We start from the raw sequence: 23,120 nt of genomic DNA on the forward strand, positions 1-23,120 counted from the left end.
GCCCCCGGAGTGTGCCCGCGCGCACTCCGGGGGCCTTCGTGCGTTCCGGCGCCGTCGAGCGTCACGAATTGGTTCAGACCTCTTGTGGACATGTTCATGTACTCCCTACCCTCCTGACTGTTGTGCAGAGCGAAACCGTCATTGCATATGTTGCAACGCACGTCCGGAGGAAACACTCCATGAAGCTCGCCCCACGCCTGGCCCTCCTGCTCGCCGTCGCCGTCGTCTCCGCGACCGCCTGCGCCCCCCAGACCTCCGACAACTCCTCCTCCGGCAAGGACGAGAAGAGCGGCACACTACGGGTCTGGCTCTTCCAGGAGGTCAACACCAAGCCGAAGGAGAAGGCCGTCGACGCGGTCCTCGCCGACTTCGAGAAGGCGCACGCGGACACCGACGTCACCGTCGAGTACATCCCCGTCGAGACGCGCGCCCAGCGCATCAAGGCCGCCTTCAACGACCCGAAGAGCGCCCCGGACGTCATCGAGTTCGGCAACACCGACACCGCGGGTTACGTGAAGGACGGCGGACTCGCCGACGTGACCGAGGAGTTCGGGGACTGGGCCGAGGCCAAGGACACCGACCCCACGGCCCGCCAGTCGGTCACCGTCGACGGCAAGGTCTACGGCGCCCCCTACTTCGTCGGCGTCCGCGCCCTGTACTACCGCACCGACGTCTTCGAGAAGCTGAACCTCGACGTCCCCCGGACGCTCGCGGAGGTGGCGTCCACCGCGAAGCAGGTCAGGGCGGCCGAGCCCGGCCTGTACGGCCTCGCGGTCGGCGGCGCCTACACCTACGGCGCGATGCCGTTCATCTGGGCCAACGGCGGCGAACTCGCCACCGGCAAGGGCGGCTCGTACGCCTCGGCGATCGACAGCGCCGCCGCCCGCAAGGGCATCGAGGCGTACACGTCCCTGTTCGGCGACGACAACTGCCCGGCCGCCAAGTGCGCAGGCATGGGCGGCAACGACACCGTCACCGCCTTCGCCTCCGGCAAGGCGGCCATGGCGATCGGCGGCGACTTCAGCCACCAGGCCGTGGAGGCCGGCACGGTGAAGGGCAAGTACGCGGTCGTGCCGCTGCCCGGCGTCGAGCCCGGCTCCATAGCCCCGGCCTTCGCGGGCGGCAACAACATCGGCGTCCTCAAGAGCACCTCGCACCGGACCCTCGCCGTCGACCTGATGAAGCGGCTCGCGTCGAAGAAGGCGCAGGCCGACCTGTTCGACGCGATGGGCTTCCTGCCGACCTTCACGGACGTGCGGCAACAGGTGGCGAAGGAGGAGCCGTTCGTGAAGCCGTTCGTCGACACGCTCGGCGCCGGTACGAAGTTCGTTCCGGCTTCGCCGGCCTGGGCGACGATCGACTCCTCGCAGGTCTTGCCGACGATGTTCCAGGAGGTCGTGAGCGGCAAGAAGGACGTCGGCGCTGCCGCCGGGGACGCGGCTGCGAAGATGGACGACGCGTTCGGCTCCGCCGGATGACGGTTTCGCCTCACAGCTCGGGTGGTGCTGTTCGGGGGCGAGTGCGGGTGCGTCGGGGTACTTCGCGCAGTTCCCCGCGCCCCTTCGGGGGCGCGTCCAGGACCCCTTGGATCTATCTCGCGCCCGCTCTTGTCGTCCTCGGTGGGCTGCTCGTCTACCCCGTCTACCAGCTCGGGCTGATCTCCTTCCTGGAGTACACGCAGGCGCAGGTGTCCGGTGGGGAGGCGACGACCTTCCGGGGGTTCGGGAACTACGCGGAGCTGTTCGGGGACGGGGAGTTCTGGCGGGTGCTGCTCGCCACCGTCGTGTTCGCCGCCGCCTGCGTGGTGTCCACGCTCGCCGTGGGGTGTGCGCTGGCCGTGCTGCTCACGCGGGTGCGGGCCGTGCCGCGGCTCGTGCTGATGCTGGCCGCCCTCGGCGCGTGGGCGACCCCGGCGGTGACCGGGTCGACGGTGTGGCTGCTGCTGTTCGACCCGGACTTCGGGCCGGTCAACCGGATGCTGGGACTCGGCGACCACTCCTGGACGTACGGGCGCTACAGCGCCTTCCTGCTCGTCCTGCTCGAAGTGGTCTGGTGCTCCTTCCCGTTCGTCATGGTGACCGTCTACGCCGGGATCCGGGCGGTGCCCGCGGAGGTGCTGGAGGCGGCCGCGCTGGACGGCGCCTCGCAGTGGCGGATCTGGCGCTCGGTGCTGGCTCCGATGCTCCGGCCGATCCTGGTGGTCGTCACCATCCAGTCGGTCATCTGGGACTTCAAGGTCTTCACCCAGATCTACGTCATGACGAACGGCGGCGGCATCGCCGGCCAGAACCTCGTCCTCAACGTCTACGCCTACCAGAAGGCGTTCGCGTCCTCGCAGTACAGCCTCGGCTCGGCGATCGGCGTCGTGATGCTGCTCATCCTGCTCGCCGTGACGCTGGTCTACCTGCGGCTGCTGCGCCGCCAGGGGGAGGAACTGTGAATCTTCCACTGCGTCTTCCACGCGCGCGGGTGCGTCGTCCGTGGCGGCTGGCGGCCGAGGTGTCGGCGCTGCTGATCGCGGTCGTGGTGGCCTTCCCGCTGTACTGGATGGTGCTCAGCGCCTTCAAACCGGCCGGTGAGATCGAGTCGGCCGAGCCGCGGCCGTGGACGCTGACGCCCACGCTGGATTCCTTCCGGCGGGTCTTCGGGCAGCAGGAATTCGGTCGTTACTTTCTCAACAGTCTGCTCGTGGCGGGCACCGTCGTGGTCGCCTCGGCGCTGATCGCGTTCCTCGCGGCGACGGCGGTGACGCGATTCCGGTTCCGTTTCCGGACCACCCTGCTGATCATGTTCCTGGTGGCCCAGATGGTGCCCGTGGAGGCGCTCACGATCCCGCTGTTCTTCCTCATGCGGGACGCCGGTCAGCTGAACACCCTGGGGTCGCTGATCCTGCCCCACATCGCCTTCTCGCTGCCCTTCGCGATCTGGATGCTGCGGGGCTTCGTGAAAGCGGTGCCGGAAGCCCTGGAGGAGGCCGCCTACATGGACGGGGCGAGCCGCTCGCGATTCCTCTGGCAGATCCTTTTCCCGCTGGTCTTCCCGGGGCTCGTGGCCACCAGCGTCTTCTCCTTCATCTCGACCTGGAACGACTTCCTGTTCGCCAAGTCGTTCATCATCAGCGACACCTCGCAGTCGACGCTGCCGATGGCGCTGCTGGTCTTCTACAAGCCGGACGATCCCGACTGGGGCGGCGTCATGGCCGCGTCCACGGTGATGACGATTCCGGTGCTGGTCTTCTTCGTACTCGTGCAACGACGACTCGTCTCCGGCCTCGGCGGAGCGGTAAAGGACTGACGTGACGGACGTGATTCCCCAGCCCGTGCAAGTGACCTCAGGCGAGGGCGGCTTCTTCGCCCTCGGTCCGGACACCGGGGTGGTGGCGGACGAGGGCACCGGGTCCACCGAGCGGTGGCTGCGCGCCACGCTGGGCGCGGCCACCGGCCTGCCGCTGGCCCCCGGCACGGGGGACGACGGCGTGATCCGCCTGTCCCTCGACGCCGCACTGCCCGACGAGGGCTACCGCCTCGACGTCGCACCGACCGGCGTGCGGCTGACCGGCGGCGGTCCGGCCGGCCTCTTCTGGGGCGCCCAGACGCTGCGGCAGCTGCTCGGCCCGGACGCCTTCCGGCGCGCGCCGCTGCCCGACCGCCGGTGGCGGCTGCCGTCGGTCGTCGTCGAGGACGCGCCCCGCTTCCGCTGGCGCGGGCTGATGCTGGACGTCGCCCGGCACTTCATGCCGAAGGACGGCGTCCTGCGCTACCTGGACCTGATGGCCGCCCACAAACTCAACGTCCTGCACTTCCACCTGACGGACGACCAGGGCTGGCGCGTCGAGATCAGGCGGCACCCGAAGCTCACCGAGACCGGCTCATGGCGGGCGCGCACCAAATACGGCCACCGTGCCTCGCCGTTGTGGGAGGACAAACCCCACGGCGGCTACTACACCCAGGAGGACATCCGGGAGATCGTCGCCTACGCCGCCGAACGGCACATCACCGTCGTCCCGGAAATCGACGTACCGGGACACTCGCAGGCCGCCATCGCCGCGTATCCGGAACTCGGCAACACCGATGTGATCGACACCACCGCCCTCTCCGTCTGGGACACCTGGGGCGTCTCCCCGAACGTACTCGCGCCCACCGAGAACACACTGCGCTTCTACGAGGGCGTGTTCGAGGAACTCCTGGAGCTTTTCCCCTCGGAGTTCATCCACATCGGCGGCGACGAATGCCCCAAGGAGCAGTGGCGGCGCTCGGCCACCGCGCAGGCCCGTATCAAGGAACTGGCCCTCGCCGACGAGGACGAACTCCAGGCCTGGTTCATCCAGCACTTCGACACCTGGCTGAGCGAACGCGGACGCCGGCTCATCGGCTGGGACGAGATCCTGGAGGGCGGACTTGCCAAGGGCGCGGCCGTGGCCTCCTGGCGCGGGTACGCGGGCGGGATCGCCGCCGCACGCGCGGGACACGACGTGGTGATGTGCCCCGAGCAGCAGGTGTACCTGGACCACCGGCAGCACGCCGGTGCGGACGAGCCCGTGCCGATCGGCTTCGTGCGCACCCTGGAGGACGTGTACCGGTTCGAGCCGGTTCCCGCGGAACTGACACCGGACGAGTCCGGACATGTGATCGGCACCCAGGCGAACGTGTGGACCGAGGTGATGGAGAACCAGGCACGCGTCGACTACCAGACCTTCCCGAGGCTGGCCGCGTTCGCCGAGGTGTCCTGGAGCGCCCTGCCCGACCCGGCCGACCGGGACTTCGGCGCCTTCGAGGAGCGGATGGCGGCCCACTACCGGCGACTTGACGCCCTGGGCGTCGGCTACCGGCCGCCCGGCGGTCCGCTGCCCTGGCAGCGGCGGCCCGGCGTGCTCGGCCGGCCGCTCGACGGGCCACCGCCGAACAAGTAAGGAGAAAGCCCCTGAACGTCACCTGAGAGTGGCAACTCGCACGCATCGCCCGTAGTTCCGATCGCCGGAGATCCATAGGTAAACCGCCCGTCTTGTGGACGAGTCGGGCGAATGCCTCCTAGCGGACCCCTGCGTTCGGCCCCTGCAAAGATGTGCCAGAGTTGCCACGTCCGCCCTGTCAGGTCGTACCGTACGGCCACATGGGCGGGACCAGGTGGGACAGCGGGAAGGGGCAGTCGGTTTGACCACGCACGCACCGCAGGCGGCGCAGGCCGTCACGCTGCCCACGACTCTGGACGAGGCCGTGGCGGCGCTGGCCGCCATGCCCGCCGCCGTGCCCGTCGCGGGCGGCACCGACCTGATGGCCGCGGTCAACTCCGGCCAGCTCAGGCCCGCCGCGCTGGTGGGCCTCGGCCGGATCAGCGAGATCCGCGGCTGGCAGTACCAGGACGGCCACGCGCTGCTCGGCGCGGGCCTCACGCACGCCCGCATGGGCCGCCCCGACTTCGCAGCGCTCATCCCGGCGCTCGCCGCCGCCGCGCGGGCGGCCGGGCCGCCGCAGATCCGCAACGCCGGCACCCTGGGCGGCAACATCGCCTCGGCCGCCCCCACCGGGGACGCGCTGCCGGTGCTGGCCGCCCTGGAGGCGACGCTGATCATCGCGGGCCCGGACGGCGCCCGCCGGGAGATGCCGGTCTCGCACCTGCTGGCCGGCATGGAGATGCTCCGCGCGGGCGAGCTGATCGGCTACGTGCGCATGCCGCTGCTGCACGCGCCGCAGGTCTTCCTGAAGGCCACCGGCCGCACCGGACCGGGCCGCGCGACGGCCTCCGTGGCGCTGGTCCTCGACCCCGCCCGGCGCGGGGTGCGCTGTGCCGTGGGCGCCATCGCGCCGATGCCGCTGCGGCCCCTGGAGGCCGAGCAGTGGGTGGCCTCGCTCATCGACTGGGACAACGGCCGCGCGATCGTCCCGGAGGCGCTGCACGGCTTCGGCGAGTACGTCGCCGCCGCCTGCATCCCCGACGCGGCCCCGGCCGAGGACGGCTCCGTGGCGCAGCTCCCGCCCGCCGTACTGCACCTGCGGCGCACCGTCGCCGCGCTGGCCCGACGAGCACTGGGGAGGGCGCTGTCGTGACCGACGACCAGCACGGTGACCGGTACGACGACCGGCATGGCGACCGGTACGAGGACCAGCACGGCGACCGGTACGACGACCGGCATGGCGACCGGTACGAGGACCAGCACGGCGACCGGCACGGAGAGGGCACGCCCCCGAGCGGCGGCCGCTGGGACCCGCTGCCCCAGGGCGACTACGACGACGGCGCCACCGCCTTCGTGAAGCTTCCCGAGGGCGGCGTGGACGCGCTCTTCGCCTCCTCGGACAGCCCGCTCGCCGCACCCGGCCACGGCTACGTGCCGCCGCAGATCACGGTCGCGCCCGCCACCGGCACCGACCCGGCCGCCACCGGCTCCTGGACCATGCCGTCCGCCCCCGTGGACGGCACCCAGTGGCACCTGCCGGACACCGGACAGGAGCAGGCCCAGGGCCACGCCGACTACCCGCCGCCGCACGACCCCTACGGCGGTGCCGCGCCCTACGACGCGAACGCCGGGCAGGGCGACGGCGAACGGTTCACCTACCGGCCCGGCGCCACCGGCCAGTGGGACTTCTCCGAGGCCGCGCCCCCCGAGGACGCGCAGCCGGGATCCGGCCAGGACGTGACCGGACAGTGGTCCATCCCCGTCGCCGGCGGCGACCTTCCGGACGAGTCGGGCGAGTTCACCACCTCGTCCCTGGCCGAGCAGTGGGGCACCGGCGCTCCGGCCACCCTGCCGGGCGGCGCCCCCGCGCCCTGGGCGCCCCAGCCCACCGGGCAGCCGTGGGGCGGCGACACGGCGGAGGGCGGCCCCGGCACCGGCGAGCAGCTGACGTCCAGTACGTCGCGCCCGCCCCACCACCCGGCCGGCCCGTACGCCCAGGCACCCGCCGAACCCGCCGAGGAGACGGACCCCGTGGCACCGGCGGCCGAAGCCACGGCGACCGACGGTCCGCACGGTGCCGAGGAGGCCCCTGAGGGCCCCGCTGGGCGCTCGGAGGGCGCCGCGGAGGGCGGGACCGCGGAATCCGTGCCGCAGGCCGCGGAGGAGCCCGTGACGGACCCGGCCGCCGCGACCGGCGACCGGACCGACCCGGCGGACGGAGCCGACTCCGCCGAGGCCGCGAGCGACGCGCCCGCCGACGTACACACCGACGTACCGGCCGCCCCGCCCGCGACCGGCGAACACGCCCCGGCCGGCACGCACGACGAGCACCCCCTCGCCTCGTACGTGCTGCGGGTCAACGGCGCCGACCGGCCCGTCACCGACGCCTGGATCGGCGAGTCGCTGCTCTACGTGCTGCGGGAGCGGCTCGGCCTCGCGGGCGCCAAGGACGGCTGCTCGCAGGGCGAGTGCGGCGCCTGCAACGTGCAGGTCGACGGACGCCTCGTCGCCTCCTGCCTGGTCCCGTCCGTGACCGCGGCCGGCAGCGAGGTGCGCACCGTCGAGGGCCTGGCCGCCGACGGACAGCCGTCGGACGTGCAGCGGGCGCTCGCCCGGCGCGGCGCCGTGCAGTGCGGCTTCTGCGTGCCCGGCATGGCGATGACCGTGCACAACCTCCTGGAGGGCAACCCGGCGCCGACCGACCTGGAGGCCCGCCAGGCCCTGTGCGGCAACCTGTGCCGCTGCTCCGGGTACCGCGGTGTCCTGGAGGCGGTCCAGGAGGTCGTCGCCGAACGCGAGGCACACGCCGGCGCCGAAGCGCACACCGGCGCGGACGGCGACGAGCCCCGCATCCCGCACCAGGCAGGCCCGGGCGCGGGCGGCGTCAACGCGTCGGCCTTCGAACCCCAGCCACCGCCCGGCGCGCCGGACCCGGCGGCGGGACCCCACGACCGGTCCTTCGGTGACCACGGCCAGGACGGAGGCCACGCGTGAGCAACGACACCGCGACCGCGGAGGCCGCGGGACCCGCCGAGGCGGCGCCCCCCGTCGCCGAGCCGATCCCGCACGGCCTCGGCGTCTCCCTGCCGCCCGCCGACGCCCGCGCCAAGACGGAGGGCACCTTCCCGTACGCCGCCGACCTGTGGGCCGAGGGCCTGCTGTGGGCGGCCGTACTGCGCTCACCGCACCCGCACGCGCGCATCGTGTCCATCGACACCACCCACGCGCGGGAGATGCCCGGCGTCCGCGCGGTCGTCACCCACGAGGACGTGCCCGGCGCCGTGCTGCACGGACGCGGCCGCGCCGACCGCCCGGTCTTCGCCTCCGAGGTGGTACGCCATCACGGCGAGCCCCTCGCCGCCGTCGCCGCCGACCACCCCGACACCGCGCGGATGGCCGCCGCCGCCGTCATCGTCGAGTACGAGGTGCTCGACCCGGTGATCGACCCCGAGCAGGCCTTCGAGGCCGAGCCGCTGCACCCCGACGGCAACCTGATCCGGCACATCCCGCTGCGCCACGGCGACCCGGACGCGGCCGGCGAGATCGTCGTCGAGGGCCTCTACCGCATCGGCCGCCAGGACCCGGCGCCGATAGGAGCCGAGGCGGGCCTGGCCGTGCCGCGCCCCGACGGAGGCGTGGAGCTGTACCTGGCCTCCACCGACCCGCACGGCGACCGGGACGCGGCCGCCGAGTGCTACGGCCTGACGCCCGAACAGGTGAAGATCGTCGTCACCGGGGTGCCCGGCGCCACCGCGGACCGCGAGGACCAGGGCTTCCAACTGCCCCTCGGCCTGCTCGCGCTGAAGACCGGCTGCCCGGTGAAGCTCACCGCCACGCGCGAGGAGTCCTTCCTCGGCCACGCCCACCGGCACCCCACCCTCCTGCGCTACCGCCACCACGCCGACGCCGAGGGCCGGGTGGTGAAGGTCGAGGCGCAGATCCTGCTCGACGCGGGCGCCTACGCCGACACCTCGTCGGACGCCCTGGCCGCCGCGGTGGCCTTCGCCTGCGGGCCGTACGTCGTCCCGAACGCCTTCATCGAGGGCTGGGCCGTACGCACCAACAACCCGCCCTCCGGCCACGTGCGCGGCGAGGGCGCCATGCAGGTCTGCGCCGCCTACGAGGCACAGATGGACAAGATCGCCAAGAAGCTCGGCCTCGACCCGGCCGAGGTGCGGCTGCGCAACGTCCTGGCCACCGGGGACGTGCTCCCCACCGGCCAGTCCGTCACCTGCCCCGCCCCGGTCGCCGAACTCCTCCAGGCGGTCCGCGACTTCCCCCTCCCCGCCCTCCCCAAGGACACGCCCGAGGACGAGTGGCTGCTGCCCGGCGGCCCCGAGGGCGCGGGCGAACCGGGCGCGGTGCGGCGGGGCGTGGGCTACGGCATCGGCATGGTGCACATGCTCGGCGCCGAGGGCGCCGACGAGGTCTCCACCGCCACCGTGAAGGTCCAGGACGGCGTGGCCACGGTGCTGTGCGCGGCGGTCGAGACCGGCCAGGGCTTCACCACCCTCGCCCGGCAGATCGTGCAGGACACCCTCGGCGTCGACGAGGTGCAGGTGGCGCCGGTCGACACCGACCAGCCCCCGGCCGGCGCGGGCTGCCGAGGCCGCCACACCTGGGTGTCGGGCGGCGCGGTGGAGCGGGCCGCCAAGATGGTCCGCACCCAGCTCCTCCAGCCCCTGGCGCACCAGTTCGGGATGTCGACCGAGCTGCTCCAGATCGCCGACGGCAAGATCACCTCCTACGACGGCGTGCTGTCCACCACGGTCGCCGAGGCGCTGGACGGCAAGGAACTGTGGGCCACCGCCCAGTGCCGCCCGCACCCGACCGAACCGCTGGACGAGACCGGCCAGGGCGACGCCTTCGTCGGCATGTCCTTCTGCGCGATCCGCGCGGTGGTCGACGTCGACATCGAGATCGGCTCGGTACGGGTGGTGGAGCTGGCCGTGGCGCAGGACGTCGGCCGGGTGCTCAACCCGGCCCAGCTCACCGCCCGGATCGAGGCGGGCGTCACGCAGGGCGTCGGCATCGCGCTCACGGAGAACCTCCGCACCCCGCGCGGCCTGATCCGCCACCCCGACCTGACGGGCTACGCCCTGCCGACCGCGCTGGACACCCCGGACATCCGGATCGTGAAGCTCGTCGAGGAGCGCGACGTGGTCGCCCCCTTCGGCGCGAAGGCGGTCAGCGCGGTGCCGGTGGTGGCCTCTCCGGCCGCCGTCGCCTCCGCCGTACGCGCGGCCACGGGCCGCCCGGTGAACCGGCTCCCGATCCGGCCCCAGGCCGCGGTGGTCACGGCGACCTGACGCCCTTCCCGACGCCCTTCGCCCGGGAGGCAACGCGCGCGGCACGGGACGCGTCCTACACATCGGGACGCACGGGTCCCGTGCGACGGGGCGTTGTCAGTGGCAGGCCCTAGGCTGCGAAGCGGTGGGGACGACTGCCGCTCCCACCGCACCCAAGCGCCTCGGGGGAGACGATGCACGCGGTCACGACGAAGACGACGAAGGCACCGCCGCGCGGGCCGTCCCTGCTGACCCTGGCCCGTCTCACCACGGCCTCGGCGCGGGAGCCCTCCCGCTGCCCGGTGCCGCCGGGGCGCGAGACGCCGCTGTTCTGGACGTCGGCGGCGCTGATCGGCTCCCTGCTCCTGTCGGCGGGCCGGCGCACGACGTCCGGCCTCGCCCTGGACCTGCCCTACCGGCTGCTGACCCGAGAGTTCGGCCGGGGCAGGGTGGCCCGCTTCGAGGACGTCGACTTCCCCCCGGCCCTCACCCACGAGCCCACCCGCCGCTTCCTGCGGGAGACGGGCCTGCCGGAGGACACCTTCCCGCTCGCCGCGGACACCGACGGGATGGCACTGCCGACCCTCGCCGAGTACTACGGCACGCAGTCCCCGGACGGACCGCCCGCCCACCTCGTCCGGCTGGGCCGGCTCCCCGACGGCGCCGACGTGGTGGTCGACGGCGCCACGGGCGCGGTATCGACCTGGCACCCGGCCGACCCGACCCCACGCCCCCTCACCCCGGACGTCTCGACCCTCGTCTTCAGCCTGTGGCTGCTGCACCACGCGGCAGCCGCAGAGACCGTGGAGGCCGTGGCGGGATTCGAACCCACGTAACTCGCTTTGCAGGCGAGCCCCTGAACCACTCGGGCACACGGCCGTGTCCTTCACTCGTGACCGACCGTAGGGCGGCCGGGGCGGGTGCTCAAGGAGTCCGGCGGGGCCGCAACACGACTGCCATACCGCGTTCATGAACGGGCGGGGTCGTACGACCAAGGTCCCGGTCCGGTACCGCCTCCCGACAGGGGTCAAGTGACCCTGTGGCCCTTACGCTGGCGACCATGACCGTCCCTGAGTCCCGCGACACCGATGTCGCCGTCCCCGCCGCGACCGCCGGCGCACCCGCCGTTCCCTCCGATCCCGCCGTTCCCGACGAGACCGTGCTGAGCCGCGCCTACCGGGCGCTGAGTATCGGCATCGTCTCCGTCATCGTGCTGATCGCCTTCGAGGCGACGGCGGTCGGTACGGCGATGCCGGTGGCGGCGCGGGAGCTGGACGGGGTGTCGCTGTACGCGTTCGCGTTCTCGGGGTACTTCACGACGAGTCTCTTCGGGATGGTGCTCTCCGGCCAGTGGTCGGACCGGCGGGGCCCGCTGGCGCCCCTGACCTCCGGCATCGCCGCCTTCGCGGTGGGCCTCGTGCTGTCCGGGACGGCCGGCACGATGTGGCTTTTCATCCTCGGGCGGGCCGTGCAGGGGCTCGGCGGCGGCCTGGTGATCGTCGCCCTGTACGTGGTCGTCGGGCGGGCCTACCCGGAGCGGCTGCGGCCCGCGATCATGGCGGCGTTCGCGGCGGGCTGGGTCGTCCCGTCGATCGTCGGCCCGCTCGCCTCCGGCGCGGTGACCGAGCAGCTCGGCTGGCGCTGGGTGTTCGTCGGCATCCCGGTGCTGGTCGTCGTCCCGCTGGCGCTCGCGCTGCCGCAGATACGCGCCCGCGCGTCCGGTCCCGTCGGCGGCGGGAAGGCGCCCGCCTCCTTCGACGGCCGCCGCATCCGGCTCGCCCTCGCCATCTCAGTGGGCGCGGGCCTGCTCCAGTACGCCGCCCAGGACCTGCGCTGGGTCTCGCTGCTGCCTGGCGCGGTGGGCGTCGCGCTGCTCGTCCCGGCCGTCCTCGGGCTGCTGCCGCGCGGCACGTACCGGGCGGTGCGCGGGCTGCCCTCCGTGGTGCTGCTGCGCGGGATCGCCGCCGGGTCCTTCATCGCCGCCGAGTCCTTCGTACCGCTGATGCTGGTCACCCAGCGCGGCCTCAGCCCCACGCTGGCCGGCCTGTCCCTCGCGGCGGGCGGCGCGACCTGGGCCGCGGGGTCCTGGCTCCAGTCCCGGCCGCGCCTGGAACCCCACCGCGAGCGCCTGATGGCCCTCGGCATGGTCCTGGTGGCGGCGGCCATCACCACGGCACCCAGCGTGCTGATCGACGCCGTACCCGCCTGGACGGTGGCCGTCGCCTGGGGCTTCGGCTGCTTCGGGATGGGCCTGGTGATCTCCTCCACCAGCGTGCTCCTGCTCAAGCTCTCCGCCCCCGAGGAGGCCGGCAGCAACTCCGCCGCCCTCCAGATCTCCGACGGCCTCTCCAACGTCGTCCTGCTGTCGGTCGGCGGAGCCGCCTTCGCCGCCCTCGGCGGCGGCACGGTCAGCCACGCGGCCACGCAGGCGACCGGCTCCCATCCGGCGGCCTTCGCGGCGGTGTTCCTGCCGATGGCGGGCGTGGCGCTGGTGGGGGCGTGGGTGGCGACGCGGCTGCGGGCGGCGCGGTGAGCCCGGGGGCGGCGCGGTGAGTCCGGCGCCGGCGGTGCGCGGCCGGCCGTCGCGGTGAGCCGGGTGCGGCGGGTGGGTGCGCCGGGGTGGTTGTGACGTCCGTCCCACCCGGGGGTGACCCACCCCGGTGCGCGCGTCGATCACCGCGGGGCGCCGGTAGGGTGGCCCGGTTGTCATACGTGGCCGAGCCGTTCTACCCCCTTCGGAGACCGTGACTACCACCGCCAGCTCCAGCACCTCGCACCACCTGTCCCCGGCCTTCCCCGGCCGTGCCCCCTGGGGCACCGCCAGCAAGCTTCGGGCCTGGCAGGAAGGGGCGATGGAGAAGTACCTCCACGAACAGCCCCGGGACTTCCTGGCGGTCGCCACCCCCGGCGCCGGAAAGACCACGTTCGCCCTGACGCTGGCGTCCTGGCTGCTGCACCATCACGTCGTACAGCAGGTGACCGTCGTCGCGCCGACCGAGCACCTGAAGAAGCAGTGGGCGGAGGCCGCGGCCCGGATAGGCATCAAGCTCGACCCCGAGTACAGCGCCGGCCCGCTCAGCCGCGAGTACCACGGCATCGCCATCACGTACGCGGGCGTCGGCGTCCGCCCGATGCTGCACCGCAACCGCTCCGAGCAGCGCAAGACCCTCGTCATCCTCGACGAGATCCACCACGCCGGCGACTCCAAGTCCTGGGGCGAGGCCTGCCTGGAGGCGTTCGAGCCGGCCACCCGGCGCCTCGCGCTCACCGGCACGCCCTTCCGGTCGGACACCAACCCGATCCCCTTCGTCCAGTACGAGGAGGGCAACGACGGCATCCGCCGCTCCGCCGCCGACTACACCTACGGGTACGGCTCCGCGCTCGCCGACGGCGTCGTGCGCCCCGTCATCTTCATGAGCTACAGCGGCAACATGCGCTGGCGCACCAAGGCCGGCGACGAGATCGCGGCGCGGCTCGGCGAGCCGATGACCAAGGACGCCGTCAGCCAGGCCTGGCGCACCGCGCTCGACCCGCGCGGCGAGTGGATGCCCGCCGTACTCCGCGCCGCCGACCAGCGGCTCACCGAGGTCCGCAAGGCCATCCCGGACGCCGGCGCGCTCGTCATCGCCGCCGACCAGGACTCCGCCCGCGCCTACGCCAAGCTGATCCGCGAGATCACCGGCGACAAGGCCACCGTCGTACTCTCCGACGACGTCGGCGCGTCCAAGAACATCGACACCTTCAGTCAGGACAACTCCCGCTGGATGGTCGCCGTCCGCATGGTGTCCGAGGGCGTCGACGTGCCGCGCCTGGCGGTGGGCGTCTACGCCACCACCATCTCCACGCCCCTCTTCTTCGCCCAGGCGGTGGGCCGCTTCGTACGGTCCCGCCGCCGCGGCGAGACGGCATCCGTCTTCCTCCCCACCGTGCCCGACCTCCTCACGTTCGCGAACGAAATGGAGCGCGAGCGCGACCACGTCCTCGACAAGCCCAAGAAGGACGGCGAGGAGGACCCGTACGCCGAGTCCGAGAAGGAGATGGACGAGGCGAACCGGGAGCAGGACGAGGACACCGGCGAGCAGGAGCAGTTCTCCTTCGAGGCGCTGGAGTCCGAGGCCACCTTCGACCGGGTCATGTACAACGGCGCCGAGTTCGGCATGCAGGCCCACCCCGGCAGCGAGGAGGAGCAGGACTACCTCGGCATCCCCGGGCTCCTCGAACCCGACCAGGTCCAGCTCCTCCTCCAGAAGCGCCAGGCCCGTCAGATCGCGCACAGCCGCAAGAAGCCCGACGACGAGGCCGACCTGCTCGAACTGCCCGCCGAGCGGCGCCCGGTCGTCTCCCACAAGGAGCTGATGGAGCTGCGTAAGCAGCTCAACACGATGGTCGGCGCCTACGTCCACCAGAGCGGCAAGCCGCACGGCGTGATCCACACCGAACTGCGCCGCGTGTGCGGCGGCCCGCCCAGCGCCGAGGCCACCGGCGGACAACTGCGCCAGCGCATCGCCAAGGTGCAGGAGTGGGCGACGCGCATGAAGTGACGCCGCCCCCCTCGGCGGCGTGTGCGGTACGTACCGGGACAAACACCGGCAGTGGATAACGGTTGCCGCCCGGATTCTGGACGGAGCCTTCCGCTGAGCGGACCTGGTCGTTACTGTCCCGCTACGCACACGCCCCGTGGCAGCGCCGCCGCGGAGCGCAGCCGTGAAGCGACGGGGCCCGGGTAAGAGGCCGGACCGTCAGCCGATCGGCGGCCTCTGAAGCGCGTCACTGACGGGACTCGGTGACGCATCCGCCGCGAGGGGGCCGCCGACCTCACCACTAAGGAGTGGGCGTCGTGACCGCGGAGACCTCTCAGACGCTCGACCGGGGACTGCGCGTCCTCAAGCTGCTGGCCGACACGGACCACGGGCTGACCGTCACCGAGCTGTCGCACAAGCTGGGGGTGAACCGGACGGTCGTCTACCGGTTGCTCGCCACGCTGGAACAGCACGCACTCGTACGCCGTGACCTGGGCGGCCGCGCCCGGGTCGGGCTCGGCGTACTCGGCCTGGGCCGCCAGGTGCACCCCCTCGTCCGCGAGGCCGCCATGCCGGCCCTGCGCTCGCTGGCCGAGGACATAGGAGCCACGGCCCACCTGACCCTGGTGGACGGAGCGGAGGCCCTGGCCGTGGCCGTCGTCGAACCCACCTGGACCGACTACCACGTCGCCTACCGCGCCGGCTTCCGCCACCCCCTGGAACGCGGCGCCGCCGGCAAGGCCATCCTCTCCGCCCGCCAGCCAGGCGACGCCGCGGACGACCCCGGCTACACCCTGACCCACGGCGAACTGGAGGCCGGCGCCTGCGGGGCGGCCGCGCCGCTGCTCGGGGTGACGGGCGTGGAGGGCAGCGTGGGCGTGGTCATGCTCTCGGAGGTGGTCCCGGAACGCGTGGGCGAACGCGTGATGCACGCGGCCCGTGAGGTGGCGGAGGCCCTGCGGTGACGTGCCGTGCCTCAGTCGCGTGAGGCGTGGGCGACGAAGTCGCGCCAGGCGGTGGGGGAGAGGGCGAGCTGGGGGCCGCGCCGGTCCTTGGTGTCACGAACGTGGACGGCGGCAGGACAAGTTGCGACCTCTACGCAGTCACCGTCCCCGCTGCTGCTGTAGCTGCTCTTGAACCATGCCAGCTCAGTGCTGCTCATCGGGCTCCTCGCATCTCCTGCAACAGGCCCAGGGAGTCTTCGAGTGAGAGAGCCTGTGAGCGCATCCTGGCATACCTCATCTGGAGGACGCTCACTTCCTTCGGGTCGGAGACGAACAGGCCCCCGCGCTGCCCCTCGTTGTAGGCGAACCAGCGGGCCTCGGGGGTCTCCAGCAGTTGCATGGGACCGGCCAGGCCGGCATGAGCCGCCCGCACCAACGGCATCACCTGTACTTCGACATTGCGCAGGGCTGTCAGCTCCATGACGTGGTCGATCAGGTGTCGGGTCGCATCTGTCCCGCCCATGCGGCGCAGGAACAGATGCTCCTCGACGATGAAGCTGAACGCCGTGTTCGGCCGCTCCCGCAGCAGTTTCTGCCGTTCGGTCCTCGCCACCCATCGTGCCTCAATCTGTTCGTCGCTCAGAGGAGGCAGCTGATTCTCGAAGAGCGTGCGCGCATACGTCTCCGTCTGCAACAGCCCCGGCACCAGTCGGCATTCATACGTGCTGAGGCTGACGGCGGTGGCCTCCAGCCCCGCCCACTGCCGAAACCAACTCGCGAGCCCCGGTTGCCGCGACAGATGCCGCACGGCGCCGCTGAGGATGCCGCCCGCATCCAGCACGTCCTCGGCCCGCCGGACGTACTCCGCCGTGGGAAACCGCCGCCCCTGCTCAACCGACGCCACCGTCTGCACGGAGTACCGGACCCGTTCGGCCAACTCCTCCTGCGTCATCCCGGCCCGCTTCCGGAACCCCTGGACCACCGCCCCGAACGTCCTGAGGCTGTCGGACACGTCGGGCTCACCGCCCCCGCCGACCACGCCCGCATCCACCGCACCGTCCGCCATGGCGGCCACCTTCCGCACGCTCTCCCCGCCGCACACTTTGAAGACGCCCAGGCTTACAGCCCGTCACCACCACTGTCCACTCTTCGTACTCGTACGCTGACGGAGCGTACGAGTGGCTGACCTGGTGAAGTACGCGGCCGAACGCCACGGTGACCCCATGACGCCACTCCCGCCCCACCAACTACCAGTCACCGTACGGATGTTCACCCAGCGCTTCAGCTCCACCCCACTCGGCTCCCGCCTCGCCCGGCACTTGGCGGCCACCCAGCTCCACGCGTGGGGCATCCCGTACAGGACCGCCCTCTCCGACACCGCCACCCTCATCGTCGCGGAGCTGGCAGCCAACGCCGTGACCCACGGCCGAGTCCCGGGCCGCGACTTCGAACTGCGCCTCATCCACGCCCCGCACGTGCACCTCCAGATCGAGGTCTCCGACACCCGGGCGGAACGCAGGCCACCCGCACCCGGAGAAACGCCGGCCCCGAGCCCGCTGGACGACACCGGCCGGGGCCTGCTCCTGGTCGACGCCCTCGCCGACCGCTGGGAGGTGGTGGACCGCGTCTCACGGGGCGTCGCCCTGCCCGGCAAGACGGTCCGGGCCGAGCTGGACCTCTCACCGGCCTGATGTCGTGGCCCAGCTTCCTCTCGAACTTTCGCACCTTGTAGGTTCACTTATGCATACGGGTTGTTGCTGATGCGCGTGGGCTGCTTCATTTCGTACGCAGAAGGGACCCGATGGAGTTCGAATTCTCCGTGGACGAGGCCGAAGCGCCTCCCCCGTCCGGCTTCGATCTCGGGCATATCGACGTCCGAGGCAGCAGTGGGTCTGTGAGTTCACGCGACCGTGGTCCCGGCGGATCGATGATGATCTACCTCGCTGCGACCCTGCTTCTGGATGGCTTGCGTCCTTTCCTGGCCGGGAAGGGGTGCTCGTACGAGTCGGCAGCGGTCGATTCGTCGTTTTCGCTCACGTTCATGCGGGGGCGGAACGGGGTGGTCGACACGGCCTGCCAGGGATCGCTCGTAGACCGCTCGCCTGCTGCGGATGTTGCCGCCGCCGTTCATATCGCGGCCAAGCGGTTCGCCGACGCGCATCTGCACCAGCTCCCGCCGGACGATGCCGGTCGTGAAGACCTGCAGCATGCTGTCGCCGATTTTGAACGCTTCATGGAGCAGATGCGATGAGTGCGCCGTCCCTCCGCGGTCGCGTGAACACCTCAGAACCCTTGGTCGTTTTCGTGGCTCACAGGTCCGCCGTGGTCCAGGAGCAAATTTCCCGGTTGGAGGGGAGGGGAGGGCGCTGCTACTACTTCGACTCCCGGCGGCTTCTGGATGAGCGGGGAGTCCATCAGTCCTTCGCGGAAACTCTGCGATTCCCCAATTATTACGGGAACAACTGGGACGCCCTGGTCGACTGCCTGGATGATCTGTGTGGAGAGATCACAGGCGGCAGTGGGATCGTGGGTGTGATCCAGGAGGCGGATCGGCTCCTGGAGGTGGATTACTTTCCACTATTCGTGTCCGTTCTTTGTCAGGGTGTCGATCGGGCGAACTCGGCGGTCGACCTCGACGGATTCCCGTTGGATCGGCCCGCCATTTCGCAGCATTTCGTGTTCGAGTTCCGTGAATTCGATCCCGGCAGGGTGGCGCGGCTGGTGGAGCAGCCGGACCTGATCGTTTCCCAGGGGGACGGCTTCGTCGCCGCCTCCCTCGATCCTGCGGAATGGCATTGAGCGGCATGCTCACGAGGAGCCGCGCGCCCGCCCCCACCCCGAGCAACAGCGCCCCCGCGTTAGATTGACCCCGTGCTCTCACGTCTCTCCCGCCCCCAGTTCCTCGCCGCCTGCGGTGTCCCCGTCGTGGGGCTGCTGGCCGCCGCGCTCTTCGCGCCGTTGCCGTTCTCCGTGGCGCAGCCCGGGCTGACGGCGGACGTGCTGGGGAAGAACCAGGGGGCCGAGGTGATCACCATCAAGGGGGCGCCGACGCGCGAGACGAGCGGGCAGTTGCGGATGACGACCATCGAGGCGACCGGGCCGGACGCGAGTGTGCACCTCGGTGACGTGCTGGGGAGCTGGTTCGACACCGACCGGGCCGTGATGCCGCGCGACGCCGTCTACCCGAGCGGCGACGACGTCGGCGAGATCGAGCAGTACAACCAGGAGCAGATGAAGGAGTCGCAGGACGCGGCGACCACGGCCGCCCTGGACTACCTGCGCCTCGGCGACGAGGACATCGACGTCGACCTGCGGCTGGAGGACGTCGGCGGGCCCAGCGCCGGGCTGCTCTTCTCCCTCGGCATCGTCGACAAGCTCGGTACCGGCGATCTCACCGGTGGCCGGGTCGTCGCCGGTACCGGCACCATCACCACCGGCGGCAAGGTCGGCGCCGTGGGCGGCGTGCCGCTGAAGACGCAGGCCGCGCGGCGGGACGGGGCGACCGTCTTCCTCGTACCGAAGGCCGAGTGCTCCGACGCGCAGGCCGAGCTGCCGAAGGGGCTGCGGCTGATCCCGGTCACCACCCTCAAGGGTGCGGTCGACTCGCTGAAGGCCCTGGAGGCCGGCAAGGGTGACGTCCCCGCTTGCTGAGAAGTGCTACCCCTCCACCACGAACCCCTTCTCCTTCATCCAGTCCAGCGCCACCTGGTGCGGATCCTCGCCGTCCACGTCGACCTTCGCGTTCAGGGTCTGCGCGACGTCGTTGGTGAGCGCCTTCGTGACCGGGTCGAGGACCGAGGCGATCGCGGGCCACGCCTTCAGGGTGGCGGTCCGGACCATGGGGGCCGCGTTGTAGTTCGGGAAGAACTTGCGGTCGTCCTCCATCACCACCAGGTTCATCGACTTGATCCGGCCGTCGGTGGTGAAGACCTCGCCGAAGGTGCACGCGCCCTTCGCGGTCTGGGTGTAGATGATGCCGGTGTCCATCTGTGTGACGTTGCCGGCGGGAAGCGACATGCCGTACGCCTTCTCCAGCCCCGGCAGCCCGTCCGCGCGGTTGGCGAACTCGCCCTCCACGCACAGCGTCACCGCGCCAGGGTTCGACTTCGACAGCTGGGCGACCTCCGAGAGCGTCTTCGTCCCGTACCTCTTGTAGTTCGCCTGGTTCATCGCCAGCGCGTACGTGTTGTTCATCGGCGCGGGCGGCAGCCAGGTCAGGCCCTTCTTCGCGTCCGCGTCCTTCACCGCCTGCCACTGCTGCCGGGGGTCGGGGATCGGCTTGCTGTTGCCCAGGTACGTGATCCAGGCGGTGCCCGTGTACTCGTACGTGGCGTCCGCGTCGCCGTTCTCCACCGCCGCCCGGGTGCCGACGGAGCCCTGGATGCCCGTGCGGTCGAGCACCTCCGCACCGGCCGCCTCGAAGGCGATGCCCATGATCGCGCCCAGTACCAGCTGCTCGGTGAACTCCTTCGAGGTGACCGTGAGATCGGCGTCCGCGAGCGGCCGGCCCCGCCCGATCGAGCCGGGTCCGACGTCGTCGACCATGGGGGAGCCGCTGGTCAGTCCGCACCCGGCGGAGGCCACCAGGACGGCGGCGGCCAGCATCAGACACGTACGCCTGCTCACGGCGCCGGCTCGGGGCCGTCTCATGTGCCCACCTCCAGGCCCCGCGGCCGCAGCAGCAGTTCCGCCAGCGACGCCAGCCAGTCCACCAGCAGCGCCAGCGCCACCGTGAGGATCGAGCCGAGCACCAGCACCGGCATCCGCTGGCTGGTGATGCCGGTGGTGATCAGCACGCCCAGGCCGCCGCCCCCGCCGAAGGTCGCCAGCGTCGCCGTACCGACGTTCAGGACCAGGGCCGTGCGCACGCCGGCCAGGATGAGGGGGACGGCGAGGGGGAGTTCCACCCGGTTGAGGACGCCCAGCGGGGACATGCCGATGCCGCGGGCCGCCTCCAGGAGGGTCGGGTCGTTCGCCTTCAGGCCGGCGATCGTGTTGGAGAGCACGGGCAGCACCGCGTAGATGATGATGCCGATCAGGGCGGCCCGGCGGCCGATGCCCAGCCAGATCACCAGCAGCGCCAGCAGACCGATCGCGGGGGTCGCCTGGCCCATGTTGGCGAACGCCATCGCCACCGGCGTGGCCTTCCGGAACATCCGCCGGGTCAGCAGGATGCCCAGCGGGATCGCGATGATCAGCACGAAGAAGGTGGAGATCGCCGTGAGCTGGACGTGCTGCCACAGTGCTTTGGTGACCTGGCCGTTCGACAGCGCGTTCCGGCTGAGCGCGTCCAGGTCCGCCTGCCGGAACCACAGCCACGTTGCCAGCAGTACGGCGATCAGCACCACCGGCAGCAGCGTCAGCTTCCGCCACCCGACCCGGAGCGGGGCCGCCGCGGGGGACGCCTGCCGGGGCTCCCGCTCGGCCTCGTGCTCCGCCTCGTCCCCGGCGTCGTCCCGGAAGGCCACGCCGCCGGCCTCGTGCTCGCCCTCCGGACGCCGGCCGCCGGGGGAGCGGGAGGATCCGCTCATGCCCGGCCCCCGATCCCCCCGAAGCCCTCCTGCTCGGCATGGGTCTGATCGGTCCGGGTCTCCTCCAGGTCGTGCCGGTGCTCCAGCGCGTCCAGCCGGTCGGCCTCCAGCAGCTCGTGCACGGAGTTCATCAGCGTCTCCATGTCGACGACGCCGGTGTACTCCCCGCGCCGCCCGGTCACCGCGACCCGCCCCGCGTTGTCGGTGAGCACCGCCTCCAGCGCGTCCCGCAGCGTCGCGTCCCGGGTCACCGTGTCGTGGACCAGCGTCCCGGCCCGCGCCAGCGAACCCCGCGCCCGCATCAGGTCGCCGCGCCGCAGCCACTTGTAGGGCCGGCGGTGCCGGTCGAGGAGCAGGATCTCGTTGGTGCCCGCGTCCCGGAGCCGGTCGAAGATGTGCTGGAGCGGGTCCTCCACGGTCACCGTCGGGTAGTCGGTGATCGCCACGTCCCGCACCCGGCTCAGGTTCAGCCGCTTCAGCGCCGCGCCCGCGCCCACGAAGCCGGAGACGAAGTCGTCCGCCGGGTTGGTGAGAATCGCCTCCGGGGTGTCGAACTGCGCGATGTGGGAGCGTTCGCGCAGCACCGCGATCCGGTCACCCAGCTTGATCGCCTCGTCGAAGTCGTGGGTGACGAAGACGATCGTCTTGTGCAGCTCGTGCTGGAGCCGGATCAGCTCGTCCTGGAGGTGGTCCCGGGTGATCGGGTCGACCGCGCCGAACGGCTCGTCCATCAGCAGGACGGGCGGATCCGCCGCCAGCGCCCTCGCCACGCCCACCCGCTGCTGCTGGCCGCCGGACAGCTGGCGCGGATAGCGGTTGTGGAACTCCCCGGGGTCGAGACCGACCAGGTCCAGCATCTCCTCCACCCGCGACTTGATCCGCGCCTTCGACCAGCCGGTCATCCGCGGCACCAGGGCGATGTTCTGGGCGACGGTCATGTGCGGGAAGAGCCCGGAGGCCTGGATCGCGTAGCCGACCTTGCGGCGCAGCTTGACCGGGTCGATGTCGGTGACGTCCTCGCCGTTGATGCGGATGCGTCCGCCGCTGGGCTCGATCAGCCGGTTGATCATCTTCAGGGTGGTGGACTTCCCGCAGCCCGACGGGCCGACGAAGATGACCATCTCGCCGGCCTTGATCTCCATCGACACGTTCTCGACGGCCGGCTGCGGGTTGCCCGGGTAGACCTTGGTGAGGGACTGCAGCTCGATGGTGGCCCCGGTGGTGCTCCCGCTCCCGGCGGCGTCGGACGAGAAGGCGGTCTCGGTCGTCTCAGGCACGGATCCCCCTGGGAATGGTCAGGCGTCCGAGCAGGACGTACGCGGCGTCGAACAGAAGAGCCAGGATGATGATCCCGAGCGTGCCCGCGAGCACCTGGTTCAGCGCGTTCTTGCTGCCCAGCGAGGCGATGCCGCGGAAGATCTCGTTGCCGAGGCCGGGCCCCGAGGCGTAGGCGGCGATCGCGGCGATGCCCATCAGCATCTGCGTCGAGACCCGGATGCCGGTGAGGATCGGCGGCCAGGCCAGCGGCAGCTCCACCCGCAGCAGCCGGGCCGGGCGCGACATCCCGATGCCCGTGGCCGCGTCCACCAGCGCCGGATCGACCCCGCGCAGGCCGACGATCGAGTTCCGGACGATCGGCAGCAGCCCGTACAGGGTCAGGGCCGTCACCGTCGGCGGCACGCCCAGACCCACGATCGGGATGAGCAGACCGATCATGGCCAGCGACGGGATGGTGAGGATGGTCGACGTGGACAGGGTCGCCAGGTTCCCCGCCCACTCGCTGCGGTAGGTGACCACGCCGATCAGCACCCCGAGCAGCGTCGCCACCACCATGCACTGGAAGACGGCGCTGGCGTGCTGATAGGCGTCCGCGAGCAACTGCTGGTGGCGGCTGCCCACGAAGTCCCAGAAGTTCACGTCCGCTCACCTCCGGGATCGGGTCGGTC

At 71.7% G+C, this 23,120-nt stretch carries 21 protein-coding genes and 1 tRNA gene; 15 read left to right on the forward strand and 7 right to left on the reverse strand.

Annotation, left to right across the window (positions count from 1 at the left end):
- Window positions 1-179: 179 nt before the first annotated feature.
- The 8 genes from ACGF3J_RS00330 to ACGF3J_RS00365 all read left to right on the forward strand — a co-directional run bounded on the left by ACGF3J_RS00330 (window position 180) and on the right by ACGF3J_RS00365 (window position 11,015).
- Window positions 180-1,478, forward strand: coding sequence for an extracellular solute-binding protein (locus ACGF3J_RS00330; RefSeq protein WP_161328406.1), 1,299 nt, complete (start codon window positions 180-182; stop codon window positions 1,476-1,478).
- Complete coding sequence (locus tag ACGF3J_RS00335; protein WP_161328405.1) at window positions 1,475-2,440, forward strand: carbohydrate ABC transporter permease; 966 nt, start codon at window positions 1,475-1,477, stop codon at window positions 2,438-2,440. The genes ACGF3J_RS00330 and ACGF3J_RS00335 overlap by 4 nt, the downstream gene beginning before the upstream one ends.
- Window positions 2,437-3,294, forward strand: coding sequence for a carbohydrate ABC transporter permease (locus tag ACGF3J_RS00340; RefSeq protein ID WP_346346087.1), 858 nt, complete (start codon window positions 2,437-2,439; stop codon window positions 3,292-3,294). The genes ACGF3J_RS00335 and ACGF3J_RS00340 overlap by 4 nt, the downstream gene beginning before the upstream one ends.
- Window position 3,295: 1 nt before the next feature.
- Complete coding sequence (locus ACGF3J_RS00345; RefSeq protein ID WP_161328404.1) at window positions 3,296-4,909, forward strand: beta-N-acetylhexosaminidase; 1,614 nt, start codon at window positions 3,296-3,298, stop codon at window positions 4,907-4,909.
- Between the two features lie 241 nt (window positions 4,910-5,150).
- Window positions 5,151-6,044: a xanthine dehydrogenase family protein subunit M gene (locus ACGF3J_RS00350; protein ID WP_122619826.1), complete on the forward strand. Its 894-nt coding sequence runs from the start codon at window positions 5,151-5,153 to the stop codon at window positions 6,042-6,044.
- A 161-nt stretch (window positions 6,045-6,205) separates the two neighbouring features.
- Window positions 6,206-7,885: a 2Fe-2S iron-sulfur cluster-binding protein gene (locus ACGF3J_RS00355; RefSeq protein WP_237552486.1), complete on the forward strand. Its 1,680-nt coding sequence runs from the start codon at window positions 6,206-6,208 to the stop codon at window positions 7,883-7,885.
- Window positions 7,882-10,200: a molybdopterin cofactor-binding domain-containing protein gene (locus tag ACGF3J_RS00360; RefSeq protein ID WP_161328402.1), complete on the forward strand. Its 2,319-nt coding sequence runs from the start codon at window positions 7,882-7,884 to the stop codon at window positions 10,198-10,200. Before ACGF3J_RS00355 ends, ACGF3J_RS00360 begins: the two co-directional genes overlap by 4 nt.
- A gap of 173 nt (window positions 10,201-10,373) precedes the next feature.
- Window positions 10,374-11,015, forward strand: coding sequence for an SUKH-4 family immunity protein (locus ACGF3J_RS00365; RefSeq protein WP_161328401.1), 642 nt, complete (start codon window positions 10,374-10,376; stop codon window positions 11,013-11,015).
- On the opposite strand, the gene ACGF3J_RS00370 is transcribed toward ACGF3J_RS00365, so the two are convergent.
- Window positions 10,984-11,058, reverse strand: a tRNA-Cys gene (locus ACGF3J_RS00370). The genes ACGF3J_RS00365 and ACGF3J_RS00370 overlap by 32 nt on opposite strands.
- 181 nt (window positions 11,059-11,239) lie before the next feature.
- Between ACGF3J_RS00370 and ACGF3J_RS00375 the strand changes: the two genes are divergently transcribed.
- The 3 genes from ACGF3J_RS00375 (at window position 11,240) to ACGF3J_RS00385 (ending at window position 15,664) form a co-directional block, all read left to right on the forward strand.
- Window positions 11,240-12,712, forward strand: a complete 1,473-nt coding sequence (locus tag ACGF3J_RS00375) for an MFS transporter (RefSeq protein WP_393853290.1) — start codon at window positions 11,240-11,242, stop codon at window positions 12,710-12,712.
- A 211-nt stretch (window positions 12,713-12,923) separates the two neighbouring features.
- Window positions 12,924-14,720: a DEAD/DEAH box helicase gene (locus tag ACGF3J_RS00380; RefSeq protein WP_161330843.1), complete on the forward strand. Its 1,797-nt coding sequence runs from the start codon at window positions 12,924-12,926 to the stop codon at window positions 14,718-14,720.
- 296 nt (window positions 14,721-15,016) lie between these two features.
- Entirely contained in the window at window positions 15,017-15,664 is a 648-nt protein-coding gene (locus ACGF3J_RS00385) for an IclR family transcriptional regulator (protein WP_122619831.1), read from the forward strand.
- An 11-nt stretch (window positions 15,665-15,675) separates the two neighbouring features.
- Here ACGF3J_RS00385 and ACGF3J_RS00390 read toward each other — a convergent pair whose 3' ends face one another.
- Window positions 15,676-15,861 (reverse strand): DUF397 domain-containing protein, encoded by a 186-nt coding sequence (locus ACGF3J_RS00390; protein WP_161330844.1) that lies wholly within the window; start codon window positions 15,859-15,861, stop codon window positions 15,676-15,678.
- Window positions 15,858-16,709, reverse strand: coding sequence for a helix-turn-helix transcriptional regulator (locus ACGF3J_RS00395; RefSeq protein WP_161330852.1), 852 nt, complete (start codon window positions 16,707-16,709; stop codon window positions 15,858-15,860). Before ACGF3J_RS00395 ends, ACGF3J_RS00390 begins: the two co-directional genes overlap by 4 nt.
- 157 nt (window positions 16,710-16,866) lie before the next feature.
- Between ACGF3J_RS00395 and ACGF3J_RS00400 the strand changes: the two genes are divergently transcribed.
- The 4 genes from ACGF3J_RS00400 to ACGF3J_RS00415 all read left to right on the forward strand — a co-directional run bounded on the left by ACGF3J_RS00400 (window position 16,867) and on the right by ACGF3J_RS00415 (window position 19,294).
- Window positions 16,867-17,334: an ATP-binding protein gene (locus tag ACGF3J_RS00400; protein WP_237552709.1), complete on the forward strand. Its 468-nt coding sequence runs from the start codon at window positions 16,867-16,869 to the stop codon at window positions 17,332-17,334.
- Window positions 17,335-17,444: 110 nt separating this feature from the next.
- The gene (locus ACGF3J_RS00405; RefSeq protein ID WP_161330845.1) at window positions 17,445-17,894 is read left to right on the forward strand and encodes a hypothetical protein; all 450 of its coding nucleotides are present in this window, start codon (window positions 17,445-17,447) and stop codon (window positions 17,892-17,894) included.
- Between the two features lie 71 nt (window positions 17,895-17,965).
- Entirely contained in the window at window positions 17,966-18,442 is a 477-nt protein-coding gene (locus ACGF3J_RS00410) for a barstar family protein (RefSeq protein ID WP_346346222.1), read from the forward strand.
- A 72-nt stretch (window positions 18,443-18,514) separates the two neighbouring features.
- Window positions 18,515-19,294: a S16 family serine protease gene (locus tag ACGF3J_RS00415; RefSeq protein WP_161330846.1), complete on the forward strand. Its 780-nt coding sequence runs from the start codon at window positions 18,515-18,517 to the stop codon at window positions 19,292-19,294.
- Between the two features lie 6 nt (window positions 19,295-19,300).
- Here the strand turns inward: ACGF3J_RS00415 and ACGF3J_RS00420 are convergent, their stop codons facing one another.
- From ACGF3J_RS00420 to ACGF3J_RS00435, 4 genes are read right to left on the reverse strand one after another with little or no spacing between them, the layout of a single operon-like run.
- Window positions 19,301-20,293 carry a glycine betaine ABC transporter substrate-binding protein gene (locus ACGF3J_RS00420; RefSeq protein WP_237552707.1) on the reverse strand — a complete coding sequence of 331 codons (993 nt, stop codon included), beginning with the start codon at window positions 20,291-20,293 and terminating at the stop codon, window positions 19,301-19,303.
- On the reverse strand, window positions 20,290-21,174 hold the full coding sequence (locus ACGF3J_RS00425; protein WP_161330847.1) for an ABC transporter permease: 885 nt from the start codon (window positions 21,172-21,174) through the stop codon (window positions 20,290-20,292). Before ACGF3J_RS00425 ends, ACGF3J_RS00420 begins: the two co-directional genes overlap by 4 nt.
- Window positions 21,171-22,451, reverse strand: coding sequence for a betaine/proline/choline family ABC transporter ATP-binding protein (locus tag ACGF3J_RS00430; protein WP_393853291.1), 1,281 nt, complete (start codon window positions 22,449-22,451; stop codon window positions 21,171-21,173). Before ACGF3J_RS00430 ends, ACGF3J_RS00425 begins: the two co-directional genes overlap by 4 nt.
- Window positions 22,444-23,091, reverse strand: a complete 648-nt coding sequence (locus ACGF3J_RS00435; RefSeq protein ID WP_161330849.1) for an ABC transporter permease — start codon at window positions 23,089-23,091, stop codon at window positions 22,444-22,446. The genes ACGF3J_RS00430 and ACGF3J_RS00435 overlap by 8 nt, the downstream gene beginning before the upstream one ends.
- Between the last annotated feature and the right edge of the window lie 29 nt (window positions 23,092-23,120).

This window comes from Streptomyces sp. NPDC048171 (genome assembly GCF_043202655.1).
Classification (GTDB): Bacteria; Actinomycetota; Actinomycetes; order Streptomycetales; family Streptomycetaceae; genus Streptomyces.